The sequence below is a fragment of the Pantoea sp. SO10 genome (assembly GCF_005281435.1).
In the GTDB taxonomy this organism is placed as follows: Bacteria; Pseudomonadota; Gammaproteobacteria; order Enterobacterales; family Enterobacteriaceae; genus Pantoea; species Pantoea leporis.
This window is the reverse complement of record NZ_CP040096.1, coordinates 386,103-400,823: the sequence shown is the minus strand read 5'-3', so window position 1 is coordinate 400,823 and position 14,721 is coordinate 386,103. Positions and strand designations below refer to the sequence as shown.

The 14,721-nt window shown below is 55.3% G+C and carries 16 protein-coding genes and 1 pseudogene; 6 read left to right on the top strand and 11 right to left on the bottom strand.

The annotated features are described in order from the left end of the window. Positions 1–1,314, top strand: coding sequence for a cytochrome c (locus FCN45_RS21355; RefSeq protein ID WP_137387183.1), 1,314 nt, complete (start codon positions 1–3; stop codon positions 1,312–1,314). Between the two features lie 140 nt (positions 1,315–1,454). Continuing rightward, positions 1,455–2,818, top strand: a protein-coding gene (locus FCN45_RS21350; RefSeq protein WP_137385294.1) for an IS3 family transposase whose coding sequence is annotated in 2 segments (ribosomal slippage) — positions 1,455–1,950 and positions 1,950–2,818 — 1,365 coding nt in all. Because the reading frame shifts where the segments join, the coding sequence is not laid out codon by codon here. Positions 2,819–2,875: 57 nt separating this feature from the next. Here the strand turns inward: FCN45_RS21350 and FCN45_RS21345 are convergent. Together FCN45_RS21345 and FCN45_RS21340 are read right to left on the bottom strand one after the other, a co-directional pair. Then, entirely contained in the window at positions 2,876–3,340 is a 465-nt protein-coding gene (locus FCN45_RS21345) for a heme-degrading domain-containing protein (RefSeq protein WP_137387182.1), read from the bottom strand. A gap of 82 nt (positions 3,341–3,422) precedes the next feature. Continuing rightward, entirely contained in the window at positions 3,423–3,773 is a 351-nt protein-coding gene (locus FCN45_RS21340) for a cupin domain-containing protein (RefSeq protein ID WP_137387181.1), read from the bottom strand. Between the two features lie 145 nt (positions 3,774–3,918). On the opposite strand from FCN45_RS21340, the gene glsB reads away from it, so the two are divergent. Continuing rightward, positions 3,919–4,842, top strand: coding sequence for a glutaminase B (gene glsB, locus FCN45_RS21335; RefSeq protein ID WP_137387180.1), 924 nt, complete (start codon positions 3,919–3,921; stop codon positions 4,840–4,842). Positions 4,843–4,851: 9 nt separating this feature from the next. Here the strand turns inward: glsB and FCN45_RS21330 are convergent. After that, positions 4,852–5,229 (bottom strand): annotated as a pseudogene (locus tag FCN45_RS21330) (type II toxin-antitoxin system death-on-curing family toxin). Next, positions 5,226–5,447: a type II toxin-antitoxin system Phd/YefM family antitoxin gene (locus tag FCN45_RS21325; protein ID WP_110867236.1), complete on the bottom strand. Its 222-nt coding sequence runs from the start codon at positions 5,445–5,447 to the stop codon at positions 5,226–5,228. Before FCN45_RS21325 ends, FCN45_RS21330 begins: the two are co-directional and overlap by 4 nt. Positions 5,448–5,694: 247 nt before the next feature. Here FCN45_RS21325 and FCN45_RS21320 point away from each other — a divergent pair, with 247 nt between their 5' ends. Together FCN45_RS21320 and FCN45_RS21315 are read left to right on the top strand one after the other, a co-directional pair. Continuing rightward, entirely contained in the window at positions 5,695–6,111 is a 417-nt protein-coding gene (locus tag FCN45_RS21320) for a DUF2946 domain-containing protein (protein WP_137387179.1), read from the top strand. 72 nt (positions 6,112–6,183) lie between these two features. Beyond that, positions 6,184–7,920: a DUF2534 family protein gene (locus FCN45_RS21315; protein ID WP_137387178.1), complete on the top strand. Its 1,737-nt coding sequence runs from the start codon at positions 6,184–6,186 to the stop codon at positions 7,918–7,920. 80 nt (positions 7,921–8,000) lie between these two features. Here FCN45_RS21315 and FCN45_RS21310 read toward each other — a convergent pair whose 3' ends face one another. Together FCN45_RS21310 and FCN45_RS21305 are read right to left on the bottom strand one after the other, a co-directional pair. Beyond that, entirely contained in the window at positions 8,001–9,017 is a 1,017-nt protein-coding gene (locus FCN45_RS21310) for an NAD(P)-dependent alcohol dehydrogenase (RefSeq protein WP_137387177.1), read from the bottom strand. A 122-nt stretch (positions 9,018–9,139) separates the two neighbouring features. Beyond that, entirely contained in the window at positions 9,140–9,409 is a 270-nt protein-coding gene (locus FCN45_RS21305; protein WP_101761136.1) for a hypothetical protein, read from the bottom strand. Positions 9,410–9,689: 280 nt separating this feature from the next. Between FCN45_RS21305 and FCN45_RS21300 the strand changes: the two genes are divergently transcribed. Then, positions 9,690–10,250 carry a thioredoxin gene (locus tag FCN45_RS21300; RefSeq protein ID WP_137387176.1) on the top strand — a complete coding sequence of 187 codons (561 nt, stop codon included), beginning with the start codon at positions 9,690–9,692 and terminating at the stop codon, positions 10,248–10,250. A 232-nt stretch (positions 10,251–10,482) separates the two neighbouring features. Here the strand turns inward: FCN45_RS21300 and FCN45_RS21295 are convergent, their stop codons facing one another. The 5 genes from FCN45_RS21295 to FCN45_RS21275 all read right to left on the bottom strand — a co-directional run bounded on the left by FCN45_RS21295 (position 10,483) and on the right by FCN45_RS21275 (position 14,721). Next, positions 10,483–10,956: a heme-binding protein gene (locus tag FCN45_RS21295; RefSeq protein ID WP_137387175.1), complete on the bottom strand. Its 474-nt coding sequence runs from the start codon at positions 10,954–10,956 to the stop codon at positions 10,483–10,485. An 86-nt stretch (positions 10,957–11,042) separates the two neighbouring features. Continuing rightward, a complete protein-coding gene (locus tag FCN45_RS21290) occupies positions 11,043–11,654 on the bottom strand; it encodes a response regulator transcription factor (protein ID WP_137387174.1) in 612 nt (203 codons plus the stop codon). A gap of 4 nt (positions 11,655–11,658) precedes the next feature. Continuing rightward, a complete protein-coding gene (locus FCN45_RS21285; protein WP_246862567.1) occupies positions 11,659–12,966 on the bottom strand; it encodes a sensor histidine kinase in 1,308 nt (435 codons plus the stop codon). A 295-nt stretch (positions 12,967–13,261) separates the two neighbouring features. Further along, positions 13,262–14,038: an ABC transporter ATP-binding protein gene (locus tag FCN45_RS21280; RefSeq protein ID WP_064741357.1), complete on the bottom strand. Its 777-nt coding sequence runs from the start codon at positions 14,036–14,038 to the stop codon at positions 13,262–13,264. Continuing rightward, complete coding sequence (locus FCN45_RS21275; RefSeq protein WP_061719022.1) at positions 14,035–14,721, bottom strand: ABC transporter permease; 687 nt, start codon at positions 14,719–14,721, stop codon at positions 14,035–14,037. Before FCN45_RS21275 ends, FCN45_RS21280 begins: the two co-directional genes overlap by 4 nt.

Below are 14,721 nucleotides of genomic sequence, written 5' to 3'. Positions count from 1 at the left end.
ATGGCGAAAGCAAAGAAGATGACTTATACGCTCGCCGCACTGGCGGTGATTGCGGGCATCGCGGCGTCGGGTCGTTTGTGGGTGGTGTTAGACAGCGCGCGCTCCAACGTTGCCGATGACAACGTGCAGCTGGCCGATTTCCACAGCAACGACGATGCCGCTATTAAACGCGGTGAGTACGTGATGCGCCTCGCCGACTGTGCCGCCTGTCACAATGCGGACTTCTCCGGCGGCTACACAATCGATACGCCTTTTGGCGCGCTGCAAACCTCGAACATTTCGCCGGATCGTGAAACCGGCATCGGCAACATGACCGAGCGCGATTTCTTTAACGCGGTGCGTCAGGGACGCGGCGAACACGGCTTCCTCTATCCGGCGATGCCGTACACCGCTTATACACAGATGAGCGATGATGATATGCACGATCTTTGGGCCTACTTTTCGGCGCAAAAACCGGTGCACAACGCCATCGATGAAAATGCGGGCATGAATTTCCCCTACAACATTCGCCTGGCGATGGCTGGCTGGAACCTGTTGTTCTTCGATAACAGCGCGTTCAAGCCGCAAACCGCGCAGAATGATGAGTGGAATCGCGGTAAGTATATTGTTGATGGTCCGGCGCACTGTAGCGTTTGTCACACCGCGCGCAACGCGCTGGGCGGCGAAATCAGTAGCCACTATCTGCAAGGTGGCAATCTGGGAAGCTGGTACGCGCCGGATATCTCGCCGAATCCTCATGCTGGCATTGGCAAATGGAGCGACGCGCAGATCGCTGACTACCTGAAAACCGGTTCGAACGGTGCAAGCGTGGCGGCGGGTCCAATGGCCGAAGCGGTCGAGCACTCGACGCAGTATTTTAACGATCGTGATTTGCACGCTATCGCCACTTATCTGCGCAGCTTACCGGCTTCTTCCACGCCGCAAGCCGCCGGATTCGTGATGGATAAAACGCGTCACGATCGGGCCGCACTGCGCTATGAAGTGGATTGCTCGGCGTGTCACGGGTTGTCGGGTGAAGGCATCACCGGCATGGTGCCCGCCTTTGCGGGTAATGGCGCGATGCAGAACGATCCCACCAACATGATCCACGCATTGCTGGACGGTGCCCGCGCGCCGCACACCGCAGGCCGCCCAACGTCCGCAGGCATGCCGGCATTTTCCTGGAAGCTTAACGATCAGGAGATGGCAGATGTACTGAACTACGTGAGGAATTCGTGGGGTAATCAGGCTACCGAGGTGAAAGCCAGCCAGGTCGCCGATCTGCGCAAAGCCACCGGCGCAGGCGCTAAGCTGAAAGTACTGGTGATGAAATAGCGTTTCTTCACCGAGCTTCTGGTTACCTTTCAGCGTCGTTGCTGGTCGCTAACCAGCAACACTTTCAGGATACAAGGGTTGCCATTTATGAACTGCACCCCAAATGTTGGACCATAATCTGACATTGAAGGTGCAGGTCTATGGCGACAAAATATCCCGTCGAATTCAAACTCTCGGCCATTCACTATTTTCTTAGCGGCCATGCCGGTATTGATGGAACGGCTAAGCACTTCAGCATTGCCCCTACTAACCTGCGCCGCTGGGTTGCACGCTATCAGCATCACGGTGAGCAGGCTTTGCTTCCCCGCGGGCACCGGCGTTATTCTTCCGACTTCAGAGTTCAGGTGGCGCATTACGTTCTGGCTCATCCCGGTGAGTCATACGCCGCGGTTGCGGCGCGTTTTAATCTCACCTCATACAAAACGGTTGAATCCTGGGCCCGTCAGTACAGCCTTAAAGGCCACTACGCTTTCCCGCCCGAAAACAGCACGCGGAGTATACGAATGTCAGACAAAGCAAAATCACCAAAACCTGCCGGATCAATGACGGAGAAAGAGCTGCTTAAGGAGCTCGAATACCTTCGCGCCGAAAACGACTATCTGAAGGTTATGCAGGAGATTATCCTGGAAAAAAAGCGCCGGGAGCGGGAGAAAAAGCCGCTGCAGTGACGCGGTTGCGCACGCGGCATCGCCTGCCGGTGCTGCTGAGCGTATCGCGGCTGCCGAAAAGCACATTTTTTTATCAGCTTGCCCGCCAGCAGGCGGCGGATAAGTACGCAGAGGTGAAGGCGCTCATCGTCAGGCTGTCGGAGGAGCATCGCAGTCTTTACGGCTACCGGCGCATGGGCTGCCTGCTCAGGCAGCACGGCTGGGGGCTGAGCGGGAAAACCGTGCTGAAGCTGATGTCGGCGCTGGGCCTGCAGTCGCCGGTAAGAAAGAAGAGATACCGGTCCTGTCGCGGGCCCGAAGGGCGAACAGCCGGCAACGTGCTGCAGCGCAACTTCCGGGCACAGGCACCGAACGAGAAGTGGGTAACGGACGTAACGGAGTTCAGCGTTGCGGGTGAAAAATGCTACCTGTCCCCGGTTCTGGACCTGTATAACGGCGAAATCGTGGGCTGGGAAACGGCGCGTAAGCCGCTGATGCCGATGATAAACAATATGCTGAGCAGTGCCTTACGGCATCTGACGGGCGAGCAGCGTCCGCTTCTTCACAGCGATCAGGGCTGGCAGTATCAGATGCCGGAGTATAGGCAGCGCCTGGCGGAAAACGGGATAACACAGAGCATGTCGCGCAGAGGAAACTGCCTGGACAACGCGGTGATGGAAAACTTCTTCGGTCATCTGAAGTCGGAAATGTTTTACCTGAAGAAATACCGTGATGTAGAGGAGCTGGAGAAGGATATCGGAGACTATATCCACTTCTGGAATACTAAGCGGATAAAAATGGGGTTGGGTGGGCTGAGTCCGGTAGCGTACAGGACTCAGCATTACGCAGCGCTTTAACTAAACGGTCCAGGTTATGGGGTTCAGTTCATTTATGGCGACCTTTTTATCGATGCATCAACGCAGCAGCTGAGTAATCCCCCACAGCGCTAACGCATGATCGTCTGCAGACGGCAAACCGCTGATGGTGACTGCACCAATAATCGCGCCCTGAGCAGTGAGCAGCGGGAAAGAACCACCGTGATCGGTGTAATCTTCCTGGCGGATATTACGCTGCTGCGCCATACGCTCGCCTTTCTGTTCATTCAAAAGCCCCACATACATCGAAGAGTGGCCGGTCAGCAACACGGTATTACGCTTACGACGCATCCATTCCAGGTTTTCTGGGGCGGATCCTGGTAACGCCGCCAGAAACAGCACCTGACCAAACGCATAGACTTCGATAGCCACAGGCGCATTGTCTTCACGCGCGCGCTGCTGGATGCTTTGGCCGATTTGCCACGCTAAATCGAAATCAAACTGCGGTAAACGATGCTCGGCTTCCTGCTGCTGCAAGGTTTCTAAGGACGGCAGCGATGACATGATAGAATCCTCTCAATTTGAAATAAATTTTCCATATTTTATATCATGGAATGAATTTTTCGCATGTGATGAGGTTCTCACTTCAGATTGTGCTAACCGGAATCGCACCGTAATGCACCGCGAGCCACACCGTTGGGCCGCGGCTATCGGTCCAGTTGACGCGATGGCGGCAGCCAGCTGGGATCTCGACAAAATCACCGACCTGCAAGTGACGCTCCTGCGTTTCCCCTTCCAGCTGCAATCCTGCCGATCCTTGTAACACCAGCACCCATTCCCCTTGCGTCTGGCAGTACCAGAAATCGGGCGGACTGGCTTGTCCGGTAGAAACGATGCGTTCAATATGCAGATTGGGCTGCGTCAGCAGCGCTTCAAACGTCTCTGCGTTGCCGTTCTGTGCGGCGGCGGGGAAATCGCGAAACAGGTTAGTTATCATCGCGCGGGCTCGACATTTAATGAAATCAGCCCGCACTGTAACGCAGGCTTCACCCAGAAGGCTCACAGAATTTTGCGCCGCCGATTGACGCGCTGCGCGCAAATCACCATCATCCTGGCCAATATTGGTTACACGGAGTGTGAAGGTGTCGGAACTCAGTAATGCATTGCTAGAAGAGATTGTCAGCGAAGTTCGTCCGCTCACTCAGCAGGGAAAGGTGGCGGATTACATTCCGGCGCTGGCCGACGTGGATGCCAATCAGCTCGGCATCGCCATTTGCACGCCCGACGGACGCTGTTTTCAGGCGGGCGATGCCGCGACGCGCTTCTCCATTCAGTCTATCTCCAAAGTGCTGTCGCTCAGCGTGGCGCTTACCTTGTATGAAGAGGGCGAAATCTGGCAGCGCGTCGGTAAAGAGCCGTCCGGCCAGGCATTTAACTCGCTGGTGCAGCTGGAGCTGGAACAGGGCAAACCGCGTAATCCGTTTATCAATGCCGGTGCGCTGGTGATGTGCGATCTGCTGGAAAGCCGCCTGACAGCACCACGTCAGCGCATGCTGGAAATTGTGCGCCGTCTGGCGCAGCAAAATGACATCCATTACGACCGCGTCGTTGCGCGCTCCGAATACGAACATTCGGCACGCAACGCTGCTATCGCCTGGTTGATGAAATCCTTCGGCAACTTCCATAACGATGTCAGCAAAGTGATGGAAACCTATTTTCACTACTGCTCGCTGGCAATGAGTTGCGAAGAACTGGCGCGCACCTTTCTCTATCTCGCCAATCATGGCCGCACGCAGGATGATGAATCGGCGGTGATCTCACCGCGCCAGGCACGTCAGGTGAACGCGCTGATGATGACCAGCGGCATGTACGATGGTGCCGGGGAATTCGCCTGGCGCGTGGGCATGCCGGCGAAGTCGGGCGTCGGCGGCGGCATTGTCGCGGTGATCCCCGGTGACATGAGTATCGCCGTCTGGTCGCCAGCGCTGGATCATTCGGGCAACTCTTTAGCGGGCACCGCACTGCTGGAGAAACTTACCGAGCGATTGGGAAGATCGATTTTTTAGACAATGTGGTTAGTGTGATCCGAAGAATGCACGCAATTGGTTTGCCAGATAAGGCACTCCGGCTTCGCCAGTTGCTGCCATGACCGTCAATTCGACTAATTCAGGCCGGTCATGTACGCGTATTCCATTACGCTTTAAAAACAACATGGTTACGTTAAGCGAGGTTCTCTTATTCGCATCGGCAGAAATATACCCGCGTGAGATTGCCACCCACTAGGTTGCTGTAAGCTCAAAAATATCCTGAATCCCTTCGTAATATTCACGATTAATAACGCGGGTAACAATAGCTTCTGCTCTTCCGGGATCGGGCATTCCTGCAACACCGGCATAACGCTTTAAAAGGTAATCGTGAAGTGCGATAACCTCCTCGGCAGAAACGTGAATCATCTATCTGTTAACGCTTTATTAGATGCATCAAACTCACCCATTAACTCTGCGAATTCAGCATCCAGTACGGCTTTTCGATACGCCTCGAAACTGGCTTTGCTGATGACAACCGCTGAGTCACCGCTGCGTCGAGTAATTTCAACGGCCTCGCCTGCAATCGCCTGGTCCAAAACCTGAGATAAATTCTCTCTGGCGCTGGTATAAGTAAACTTGTTCATAATACCTCCAACATGTACAGGTGAAAGGTACTTCTCTTGACCTTTGTCATCAATGGTATTTTCCTGACGCGATGTTATGTTTCCGCTCTGTTTTTATCAGGTTGCATTAACGTTAACAGCCGTATCTCTTTAAGTGACTATTTTCAAAAGGTGCGAATTTTTTCTTAAATAGCCTCTATTTTTTTAACCCATCAACGTCAATCGCGTTACACTTCCGCCTCATTTACGGAATCATCCACTAGCAACCATGACGTTTACACACCACTTCCGCCAGCGTTTGACTGCCTGTGTCGCCATTGTGGCGGTGCTGCTGCTGTTCGTCGCGCCGATTGTGTCGAAAACGTTGATGGAGCGTCAAAGCCAGCTGCTGGCGATGCCGCAGCACAGCATGATGGATAGCTCAATGAGCCATCATGAAATGATGATGGCGGATATGCCGATGCCCGGCATGAGCCATCACATGATGGACGACGGCGAGTTTGCCTGCGGCTATTGTGATCTGTTGGTGCATGTCCCGCTCCTGATGTGGGTGTTTATTCCGTTTATCTGGCTGATCATGGTGATCTCGCGCGCCCCGCCGCTGCCCCACGTGGTTGCGCCGATTGTGCGTCGCGTTAGCAGCATTCATCGTCCGCGCGCCCCGCCTGCACCGCTTTCCTGCTGACCTCTTTTATTGCAGCGCACGCTCAGCCTGAGCGATGTGCTAAGACAATTTCTTTTTGGAAGGAAGACGGCTTTGTCTGCTGCTCACTCTGCAGCACCGCGCGGCGCGGTGCTTAATTTGCTACGTCGCTTACATTTTTATATTGGTCTGTTTGTCGCCCCGTTCATCTTTGTTGCGGCGCTCAGCGGCACGCTTTATGTATTGACGCCCCAGCTGGAAAACCTGATTTATGCCGATGCGCTAACCGCTGAACCTCAAGGCAACGCGCAGCCGCTGTCGGCACAAATCAGCGCGGCCCGTGCCTATGCGGGCGAAAATCAGCACATCTACGCCGTGCGTCCTGCGCCGGGCACAACGGATACCACGCGCGTGCAGTTCAGCGACGCCACGCTCGGTGCATCACTGTCACGCGCAGTGTTTATCGATCCCTACAGCCTGAAAGTGAAAGGCGATATGCCGGTTTACGGCACCAGCGGTGTGTTGCCGCTGCGCACCACCATCGACTTACTGCACAGCAGCCTGCTGCTAGGCGATTTCGGTCGTAACTACAGCGAACTGGCGGCGTCCTGGCTGTGGGTGGCCGCTCTCGGCGGCGTGGTGCTGTGGCTGGGAACGCGTCCGAAACGTAAGCTGAAGCAACCGCACAGCGGTTTCGCCTTCAGCCGCCACTGGCACATTACGCTCGGTCTGACGCTGGCAATCGGTTTGGTGTTCTTCTCAGTGACCGGCCTGACGTGGTCGCAGTGGGCGGGCGGCAATATCGATCGCATGCGTACCGAACTGAACTGGCTGACGCCACAGGTGAATACCTCGCTCAACAGCGATGCACCTGCTGCACCGGCCGATGCGCACGCCGATCACATGCCGGATAGGGATATGTCGGGCATGAGTATGCCGATGTCGTCGATGTCCAAACCAACGGCAGCGCCCGCCAAACCGGCGCGCAATAACGCCGCTGATGCCGACTGGGATCGCGTGCTGAATGCGGCGCGTCAGGATGGACTGAGCGCGGCGAAGCTCGAACTGCGTCAGCCGAAACGCGCAGATAACGCGTGGGCGGTGACGGAGATCGATCGCAGCTGGCCTACGCGAGTTGATGCGGTGTCGGTGAATCCGCAGGATTTTAGCGTGATAGATCACGTCTACTTTGCCCGTTTCCCGCTGGTGGCGAAGCTGACGCGCTGGGGCGTGGATGCGCATATGGGCGTGCTGTTTGGTTTACCCAATCAGCTGCTGCTGGCGTTCTTTGGCCTCGGTTTATGCAGCATGATCGTGTTCGGTTATCGCATGTGGTGGATTCGTCGGCCAAAAGATGTCGAAGCGAATCCGGCACAGACCCTAACCGAAACCTGGATGGCGTTACCGCATTACGCCAAAGTCGCCTGGTTAATGGTGGCGCTGGCGCTGGGTTATGCGCTGCCGGTGATGGGCGCGAGTTTGCTGGCGTTCCTGCTGCTGGACATTCTGCGCTGGCGCAAACAGCAACGCGCACCGCTCGATGAAGCCGCGCTGTTGGCTTCACAGCAATCTCCGCTGGGCATTATTCGCGCGCGATTTGCCGTGAAGCGTAAAGAGATGCGCTACTTCCTGCGCGGTTTGTTTATCCTGGCGCTGATTGTCGGCACGGTGATGAGCAATGCGATTATCGGCGGCGTTATCGATCAATATGGCATTCCGTTCAGCCATTGGTCGCTGACCATGTACATCACGCAGGGCTTTATGATTGCGTTGTACACCACGGTATTTACCGCGCTGACGTCGATTCCGCTGTGGTATTTCTTCCTCGGCGAAAAGGATGATCGGGGATAAGAGCGTGGAGTTAAACGGTGCGCAGGAATGCGCACCGTACGGCCTGAGATCGCCATTTATGGCGATTTGGTCAATGAGATTTAAAAATCGGCTTTCAACACTACGCGGTAATTGGCTTTGCCCGCGCGTACGTGATCCAGCGCTTCATTGATTTTAGACATCGGGAACTCTTCCACCTGCGGTGCGATATCCGCACGCGACGCCAGTTTCATCAGTGAACGTAGCTGGGCTGGCGAACCGGTAGAGGAACCGGTCACCGCGCGATCGCCCATAATCAGGCTGAACGCCGGCACTTCAAAAGGCTTCATCACTGCGCCGACGGTGTGGAATTTACCGTGCGGAGCCAGCGCCTGGAAGTACGGCGCCCAGTCAAGATCCACCGCCACCGTGCTGATGATCAAATCAAACTGACCGGCCAGCGCATTCAGCGCCTGCGGGTCGCGGCTATTTACCACGCGGTCCGCACCCATCGCTTTAATTGACTCGGTTTTGCTGGCGTTGGAGCTGAATGCCGTCACTTCCGCACCCATTGCACGCAGCAATTTAATCGCCATGTGGCCCAGGCCGCCGATGCCGATCACGCCGACGCGGCTGGTGGCGGTGACATGATGCATCAACAGCGGTTTAAACACGGTGATGCCGCCACATAGCAGCGGACCCGCCGAGGTGTAATCCATCGCTTCTGGCAGCGGGATCACCCATTGCCAGTCGGCGCGCAGATGGCTGGCAAAACCGCCTTTGTTCATGATGGTTGGCACCGAACCGTTCTCACAGTTAACGTGCTCGCCATTGATACAGGCATTACAGTGCTGGCAGCTTTTCGCCGTCCAGCCGATGCCAACGCGCTGGCCCACTTTCAAGCCTTTATTCTGCGCCGCATCGCCTAACGCGCTGATACGACCAATCACTTCGTGGCCGGCAATCACCGGGAACGAGGAGATGCCCCACTCGTTATCAATCATCGACAAATCTGAGTGACAAACACCGCAGTAATCGACCTCAACCTGCACCTCTTCAGCAGCCAGTTCACCGGCTTCGTACTCATGAGGCACCAGCGCTTCACCCGCGTTCAAGGCGGCATAACTTTTGATTTTCATTACTGTCCTCTGTATCCACGTTTTTGACAGGGCAAGTCTAGCAGAGCGTGTTTCCCGCTCTTGACCATTAATCCGTCACTTAGCCGCTTTAACGCGATTAAAGCGCTGAAAAGCATCAAGGGTTAAAGCGGATCGTGATTAAGCGGCGTGCGGTACGCGACGCGCGCCTCTTCAATCAGTTGGCTGGCGGTCACCGTGGGCGGCAAGCGCGTCAGCACTTTGCTCGCTTGCCAGTAACACAACACCATAAGTTCATCGGATTCGCTTTCCGCCATCTCCAGCAACCGCTCGCGCAAAGTGGGAACGTCCAGCGTTTGGTGTTCATCCATTAACTCGGCAATGGTTTCATTAAGAACCTGATGAATGATTTTCCAGGAGAGATTGGCAAACACATTGAACCTCGATGCTCTTAACGTTTGGCTCCAGGCAAATGAATCAAAAATGCTACATGTAAGAAGATTGAAACAGGATTAACTATAGCCGCTTATTTTCTGTGCAAGGCGGTTGCAGGCTGAGTTTCTTGTAGCTCGCGGATCTATAAAACGATTTTTCTTGCGCCACATTTGCAGCAATCGAATGGCTTTGTAACAAAAAAGCACAAGCCCACGCTGGCTGTTCGCGCCGCGCTTTGCCAAAGTAAGACAACTTTTATCGCTGCAACAGGGAATGACCATGAGCCAATCCACCGCATTACACGCCGATCCGCTGGTTTGGGGCCACGGCCCGAAAGTGTTCGAAGTATTTCTGGAACCCACCTGCCCGTTCTCCGTGCGCGCATTCAACAAGCTGGACGCGTTGCTGCAACGGGTAGGCGAAGAGAAGATGACATTAAAAATTCGTTTGCAATCACAGCCGTGGCACATGTTTTCCGGCGTGATTGTGCGCTACATCCTTGCCGCCTCAACCTTACCGGAGGGCAAAGCAGCCGCCAAAAAGGTGCTGCAGGCGGTGGCGGATCATCGTGAAGAGTTCGAGTTTACCGATCACAGCCACGGCCCGAATATGGATGCCACGCCGAATCAGATTCTCGATCGTCTGGAGCAATACAGCGGCGTTAACGCGCGCGAACCGTTTCTGCGTGCCGAGCTGCAGAATGAGATCAAATGGCACAGCAAATACTCGCGGCAAAACGGTATCCACGTTTCACCAACCTTCATCATCAACGGTTTGGTGCAGCTGGATATCGGCAGCGGCGACGAGATTGAATCCTGGGCTGAACGCATCCTCGCTTAACGCCTTTGGCCCGTTGCGGCGGGCCTGTAGTATAATTTCGCAATAGATTTTCTCTAGCACTGCTTGCCTCAACTCCGACAATCGCTATCTGTCTAATTATGCTGTCACAGGCACGCGGTCGGGCACGGTTGCTTGTCGAACTGCTGCTGTTTACCTTGCCGATGCCGCTAATCTGTTTTGCACTGTCGCGCCATAAGTAACCAGGTCGCCATCAATGGCGACCTGGTGCGCATTACTGAATTGCTTTCATCGCATCCATCGCGCAGGCTTCATCCAGATGGCCGCCCGGTGCGCCGCCGATGCCGATTGCGCCAATCACCTGGTCGCCGCTTTTCACCGGCACACCGCCCGCCAGCAGCAGGAAGCCTGGAATATCACGCATGTTCTGCGCACCAGTATTATTCTGTGCGGCTTCCATCACTTTACCGCTTGGGTTTTTGGTGCTCAGCGCGGTGTAGGCTTTCATCTGGCTGGCTTCAACAGTGTGCGGACCGGCGTTATCCATGCGCTGCATCGCTTTCACCAAACCAGCACGATCCACCACGGTCACCGTGACGTTGTAGTTTTTCGCCGCACACGATTGAACCGCGGCGCTCGCCAGCTTCTGTGCGTCAGCCAGAGACAGATTGGATTCGGTTAATGCAGCGTGGCTGCCGAAGGATAACAGGGCCGCCGCAGCGGCAATCAGAGAAAGGCGGATGTTCATGTGTCACTCCTGTTTAATAGTGAGTGACACTGTAAAGCGCGGCGGGCAAAAGAAATATTCGGGCGATTACCCGTTCGGCCAGGTAGTTATACCTGGTTCAACTGCTGCCAGGCGTGAATCAACTGCGCGAGATTATTGAGTTCCAGCTTGGCAAACACCGCCGCGCGATGCGCTTCCACGGTGCGCGGTGATAGCGATAAATCACGCGCGATCTCTTTGCTGGTTTGCCCGGCAATCATCAACTGCATTACTTCACTTTCACGCGCCGATAACAGCGCAAACCGCGCCTGCAAACCCTGCTGCGACTGCCAGCGATCGGCACGCTGCTCACTTTCGCTGAATGCCAGATGAATGGTCTCCAACAGCGGTTCTATCTCCAGCGGCTTGGTGTAAAACTCAAATGCGCCCTGACGAAATGCGCGACGACAGGCATCAATGGTGCCGTGACCGGTCATGATGATCACCGGCAGCAGCGGATGGCGATCGCCCTGCTCCGCCAGCCAACTCAGACCGCTAATGCCCGGCATGCGCACATCCAACAGCAAACAGCCGCGCAGCGGTTGCTGCGCCTGCGTAGCCGCTTCAAATGTGGCCAAATCGGCGTAATCGGCCACGTCGTAATCCAGCGTCTTAAGCAGAAAACCGAGCGATTCTCGCACGGATAAATCATCATCCACTAACCAAACCTTTGCGACCATTCCGTTACTCCGCCAGTTGGAAAATTAAGGTAATCTCCGCGCCGCCTGCAGCGCGATTTGCCAGCCGCAGCTGGCCGTTCATGCGTAACATCAAGCTCTCGACCAGCGTCATGCCTAATCCCATGCTATTGGCGCGCGAGCTGTAAAACGGCATGCAAGCCTGCGCTAATCCTTCCGCCGAGAAGCCGGGACCATTATCGCTAATGATGATTTTGATGCCGTGAGGAATAGGTTCAGATGCCATGTTCACCCATGCATCGGGACGTCCTTGCTGCATGTGAATGGCGTTCTGCAACAGGTTATGGAACACCTGTTCCAGCCATTGGGGATCGCTCAATACTTTTGCCTGACCGTGCTGCCACTGCTGACGCAGCGTGACATCGCCGTCATCCAGTTCCTGTTGCAGCAGCACCGTCACGCGCCGCCAGATGGCTTCCGGATTCACGGCGGTCATCGCCACCGGACGTTCGCTCACGATGTCGCGAAAGCGTTGCAGCAACGCCGCGAGGCGCTCGGTTTGCAGGTTCATCGCGTTGAGCGCCTGCGGCAGATTCTCGTACTTGCCCTGTTTCAGCAGCAGCTCACTGCTGTGCAGCCAAGTGTTGATGGCTGTCAGCGGCTGATTAATTTCATGAATGATGCCAGCGGTAAACTCGCCCAATGCTTCACGTCGCGTCCGCTGGAAATAGTCCGCGCGCAGGCGCATCTCCACGTGCTGACGCCAGTGACGCAGCAGCCACCAGCCTAAACCGCCAATTACCAGCCATGCCAGCAGCGCCAGCATAAATGGCAGCGCATGCAGCGCACGCCAGTCGGGATTGGCGCTGCCTTTCAGCAAGAATGGCTGATAGTGATTGATGAACGGCCGCTGCCATTGCCAGCGCGCGGTGTCCGAATAGTTCACCGTTTGCATGGCGGGCGGTGCGTGGATATGAAAAGCCAGCGCCAGCGCCACATCCGAGGTTTTCAGGGCAAAATGCAAATCGATCAGCATGCGAATCTGGCGGTAAGGATTGTAGAGCCAATAGCGACCACCGCTCACTTCTTCAAAACGCGGCGCGGTTAACGGACGATTTACGGTGTGTTCCAACAGGACAAGCTGCGGGAATTTGCTCTGCAAAGAGGCGAGTTCCTCATCGCCATTCAGCAGCGGCAACAGCGTTTCATTCTGCGTTTGATAGGCGGCGAGACGATTAAACTGCTGATTAAATTGCGCCTCGCCGACACGCTGCTGCTGCAAAATTTGATCGGTAAATAACGCTATCAAGGTAATCAGCGTTAACAGCAGCCAGACCAGCCAATACCTTTTCATCCATGGTCGGTAAGTGTGCGGCATAGAGTTCCGTGGTTATGCAGTAAAGAAGTACTCCAGCAAAGGAGGCCTGACTAAAGTCAAACGTTTTAACCCGCGCCGTAGAGGGATTCAACGACTTTTCCCGGTCGTCGCGTGTTTTCAGAAGTGTGCCTGGCGCGTGGTTGCTGCTATCCGGACCACCCGTTGCTAGAGCAATAGCTTCAATTAGGAAGAAATTTAGGTAAAACATGAGGCGCAGAAGAAATGCACCAGCTCACTCTCGTTGCTGGTGCGAAGGGAAATGAAACTGTTGTTAACTATTGCGCTGTAAGTGGCTACTCACAAATGCGCGACAGCGCGCGGAGAGGGGATCGCTGAACACCTGCTGCGGCGAACCGGCTTCCTCAATCTTGCCCTGATGCAGGAACACCGCTTTGTTCGAGACATCGCGTGCAAAGCCCATTTCGTGTGTGACGATGATCATGGTGCGCCCCTCTTCCGCCAGGCTACGAATCACGCGCAACACTTCGCCTACCAGCTCAGGATCAAGCGCGGAGGTTGGCTCATCAAACAGAATGGCTTTCGGCTGCTGCGCCAGCGCACGGGCAATCGCCACGCGCTGTTGCTGACCACCCGAAAGCTGCGATGGCCACGCGTTACGTTTCTCGTACAATCCCACTTTTTGCAGCAGCGCTTCGGCCTCTTCAATCGCCTCTTTACTGCTGCGCTTCTGCACATGAATTGGCGCTTCGATGATGTTCTGCAGCACGGTTTTGTGTGGCCACAGGTTGAAACCCTGGAAGACAAAACCGAGCTGCATACGCATCAGCTTGATACGGCGCTGCTGCTCGCGGCTCAGCTTCTCATCGGGATTATCGATAGTGACCACTTCGTCACCCACCGCGATTTCCCCACCCTGCGGCACTTCTAAAAATGGAATGCAGCGCAATAATGTACTTTTGCCAGAGCCGCTGGCACCAATCAGCGAAATCACGTCGCCATCCTGGGCCGTCAGGCTAATATCATGCAGCACTTCGTGCCCGCTATAACTTTTTCTGAGATGACTCAGGGCGATAGTGGGTTTACTCATGGACGTGCTCCAACGTGATAAGGGGACAAACGGCGCTCCAGCAGCGCCACCGCTTTACTCACCAGCACGGTCAGTAGCAGATAAATAATCGCTGCGCTGATAAACACCTCCAGCGCGCGGAAGGTCTCGGAGACGATTGAATCAGCGATGCCGGTCATCTCCATCAAACTGATGGTGCTCACCAGCGAGGTCGATTTGATCATCGAGATAATTTCATTGCTGTAAGCCGGTAATGCCTGACGCACCGCCAGCGGCAGCGTAATGCGGCGCAGCGTGGTGAAACGCGACATACCGCTCACTTTGGCAGCTTCCAGCGACTGCACGCTCACTGCGTTTAACCCGCCGCGCAGAATCTCCGAGGTGTAAGCCGCATCGTTAAGAATTAATGCAATCAAACCGCACCAGTAAGGATCGCGCAACAGCGGCCACAGCACGCTTTCGCGCACCGCTGGCAAGCTGCCGAGGCCGTAATAGATCATGAAGATCTGAATCAGCAGCGGCGTGCCGCGAAACACCCAGACATAAAAGCGCGTAACGTAGCTTCCGAAGCGATTCTGCCGCAGCAGATTGAGCAGCAGCGCCAATACGCCGCCGCCCAACAGTGACAGCAGCGCCAGATTCAGCGTCAGCGGCAGGCCGCGCAGCAGTGCAGCTAAGGTGTGCTGCAGGAAAGTGACATCCAT

Bases quoted from the DNA above. Each gene is read 5' to 3' on its own strand.
- FCN45_RS21355 (WP_137387183.1), top strand. From the start codon at position 1: ATGGCGAAAGCAAAGAAGATGACTTATACGCTCGCCGCACTGGCGGTG.
- FCN45_RS21340 (WP_137387181.1), bottom strand. From the start codon at position 3,773: ATGATAACTAACCTGTTTCGCGATTTCCCCGCCGCCGCACAGAACGGC.
- FCN45_RS21325 (WP_110867236.1), bottom strand. From the start codon at position 5,447: ATGAACAAGTTTACTTATACCAGCGCCAGAGAGAATTTATCTCAGGTT.
- FCN45_RS21280 (WP_064741357.1), bottom strand. From the start codon at position 14,038: ATGAGTAAACCCACTATCGCCCTGAGTCATCTCAGAAAAAGTTATAGC.
- FCN45_RS21345 (WP_137387182.1), bottom strand. From the start codon at position 3,340: ATGTCATCGCTGCCGTCCTTAGAAACCTTGCAGCAGCAGGAAGCCGAG.
- FCN45_RS21285 (WP_246862567.1), bottom strand. From the start codon at position 12,966: ATGAAAAGGTATTGGCTGGTCTGGCTGCTGTTAACGCTGATTACCTTG.
- FCN45_RS21310 (WP_137387177.1), bottom strand. From the start codon at position 9,017: ATGAAAATCAAAAGTTATGCCGCCTTGAACGCGGGTGAAGCGCTGGTG.
- FCN45_RS21320 (WP_137387179.1), top strand. From the start codon at position 5,695: ATGACGTTTACACACCACTTCCGCCAGCGTTTGACTGCCTGTGTCGCC.
- FCN45_RS21290 (WP_137387174.1), bottom strand. From the start codon at position 11,654: ATGGTCGCAAAGGTTTGGTTAGTGGATGATGATTTATCCGTGCGAGAA.
- FCN45_RS21295 (WP_137387175.1), bottom strand. From the start codon at position 10,956: ATGAACATCCGCCTTTCTCTGATTGCCGCTGCGGCGGCCCTGTTATCC.
- FCN45_RS21300 (WP_137387176.1), top strand. From the start codon at position 9,690: ATGAGCCAATCCACCGCATTACACGCCGATCCGCTGGTTTGGGGCCAC.
- FCN45_RS21275 (WP_061719022.1), bottom strand. From the start codon at position 14,721: ATGGATGTCACTTTCCTGCAGCACACCTTAGCTGCACTGCTGCGCGGC.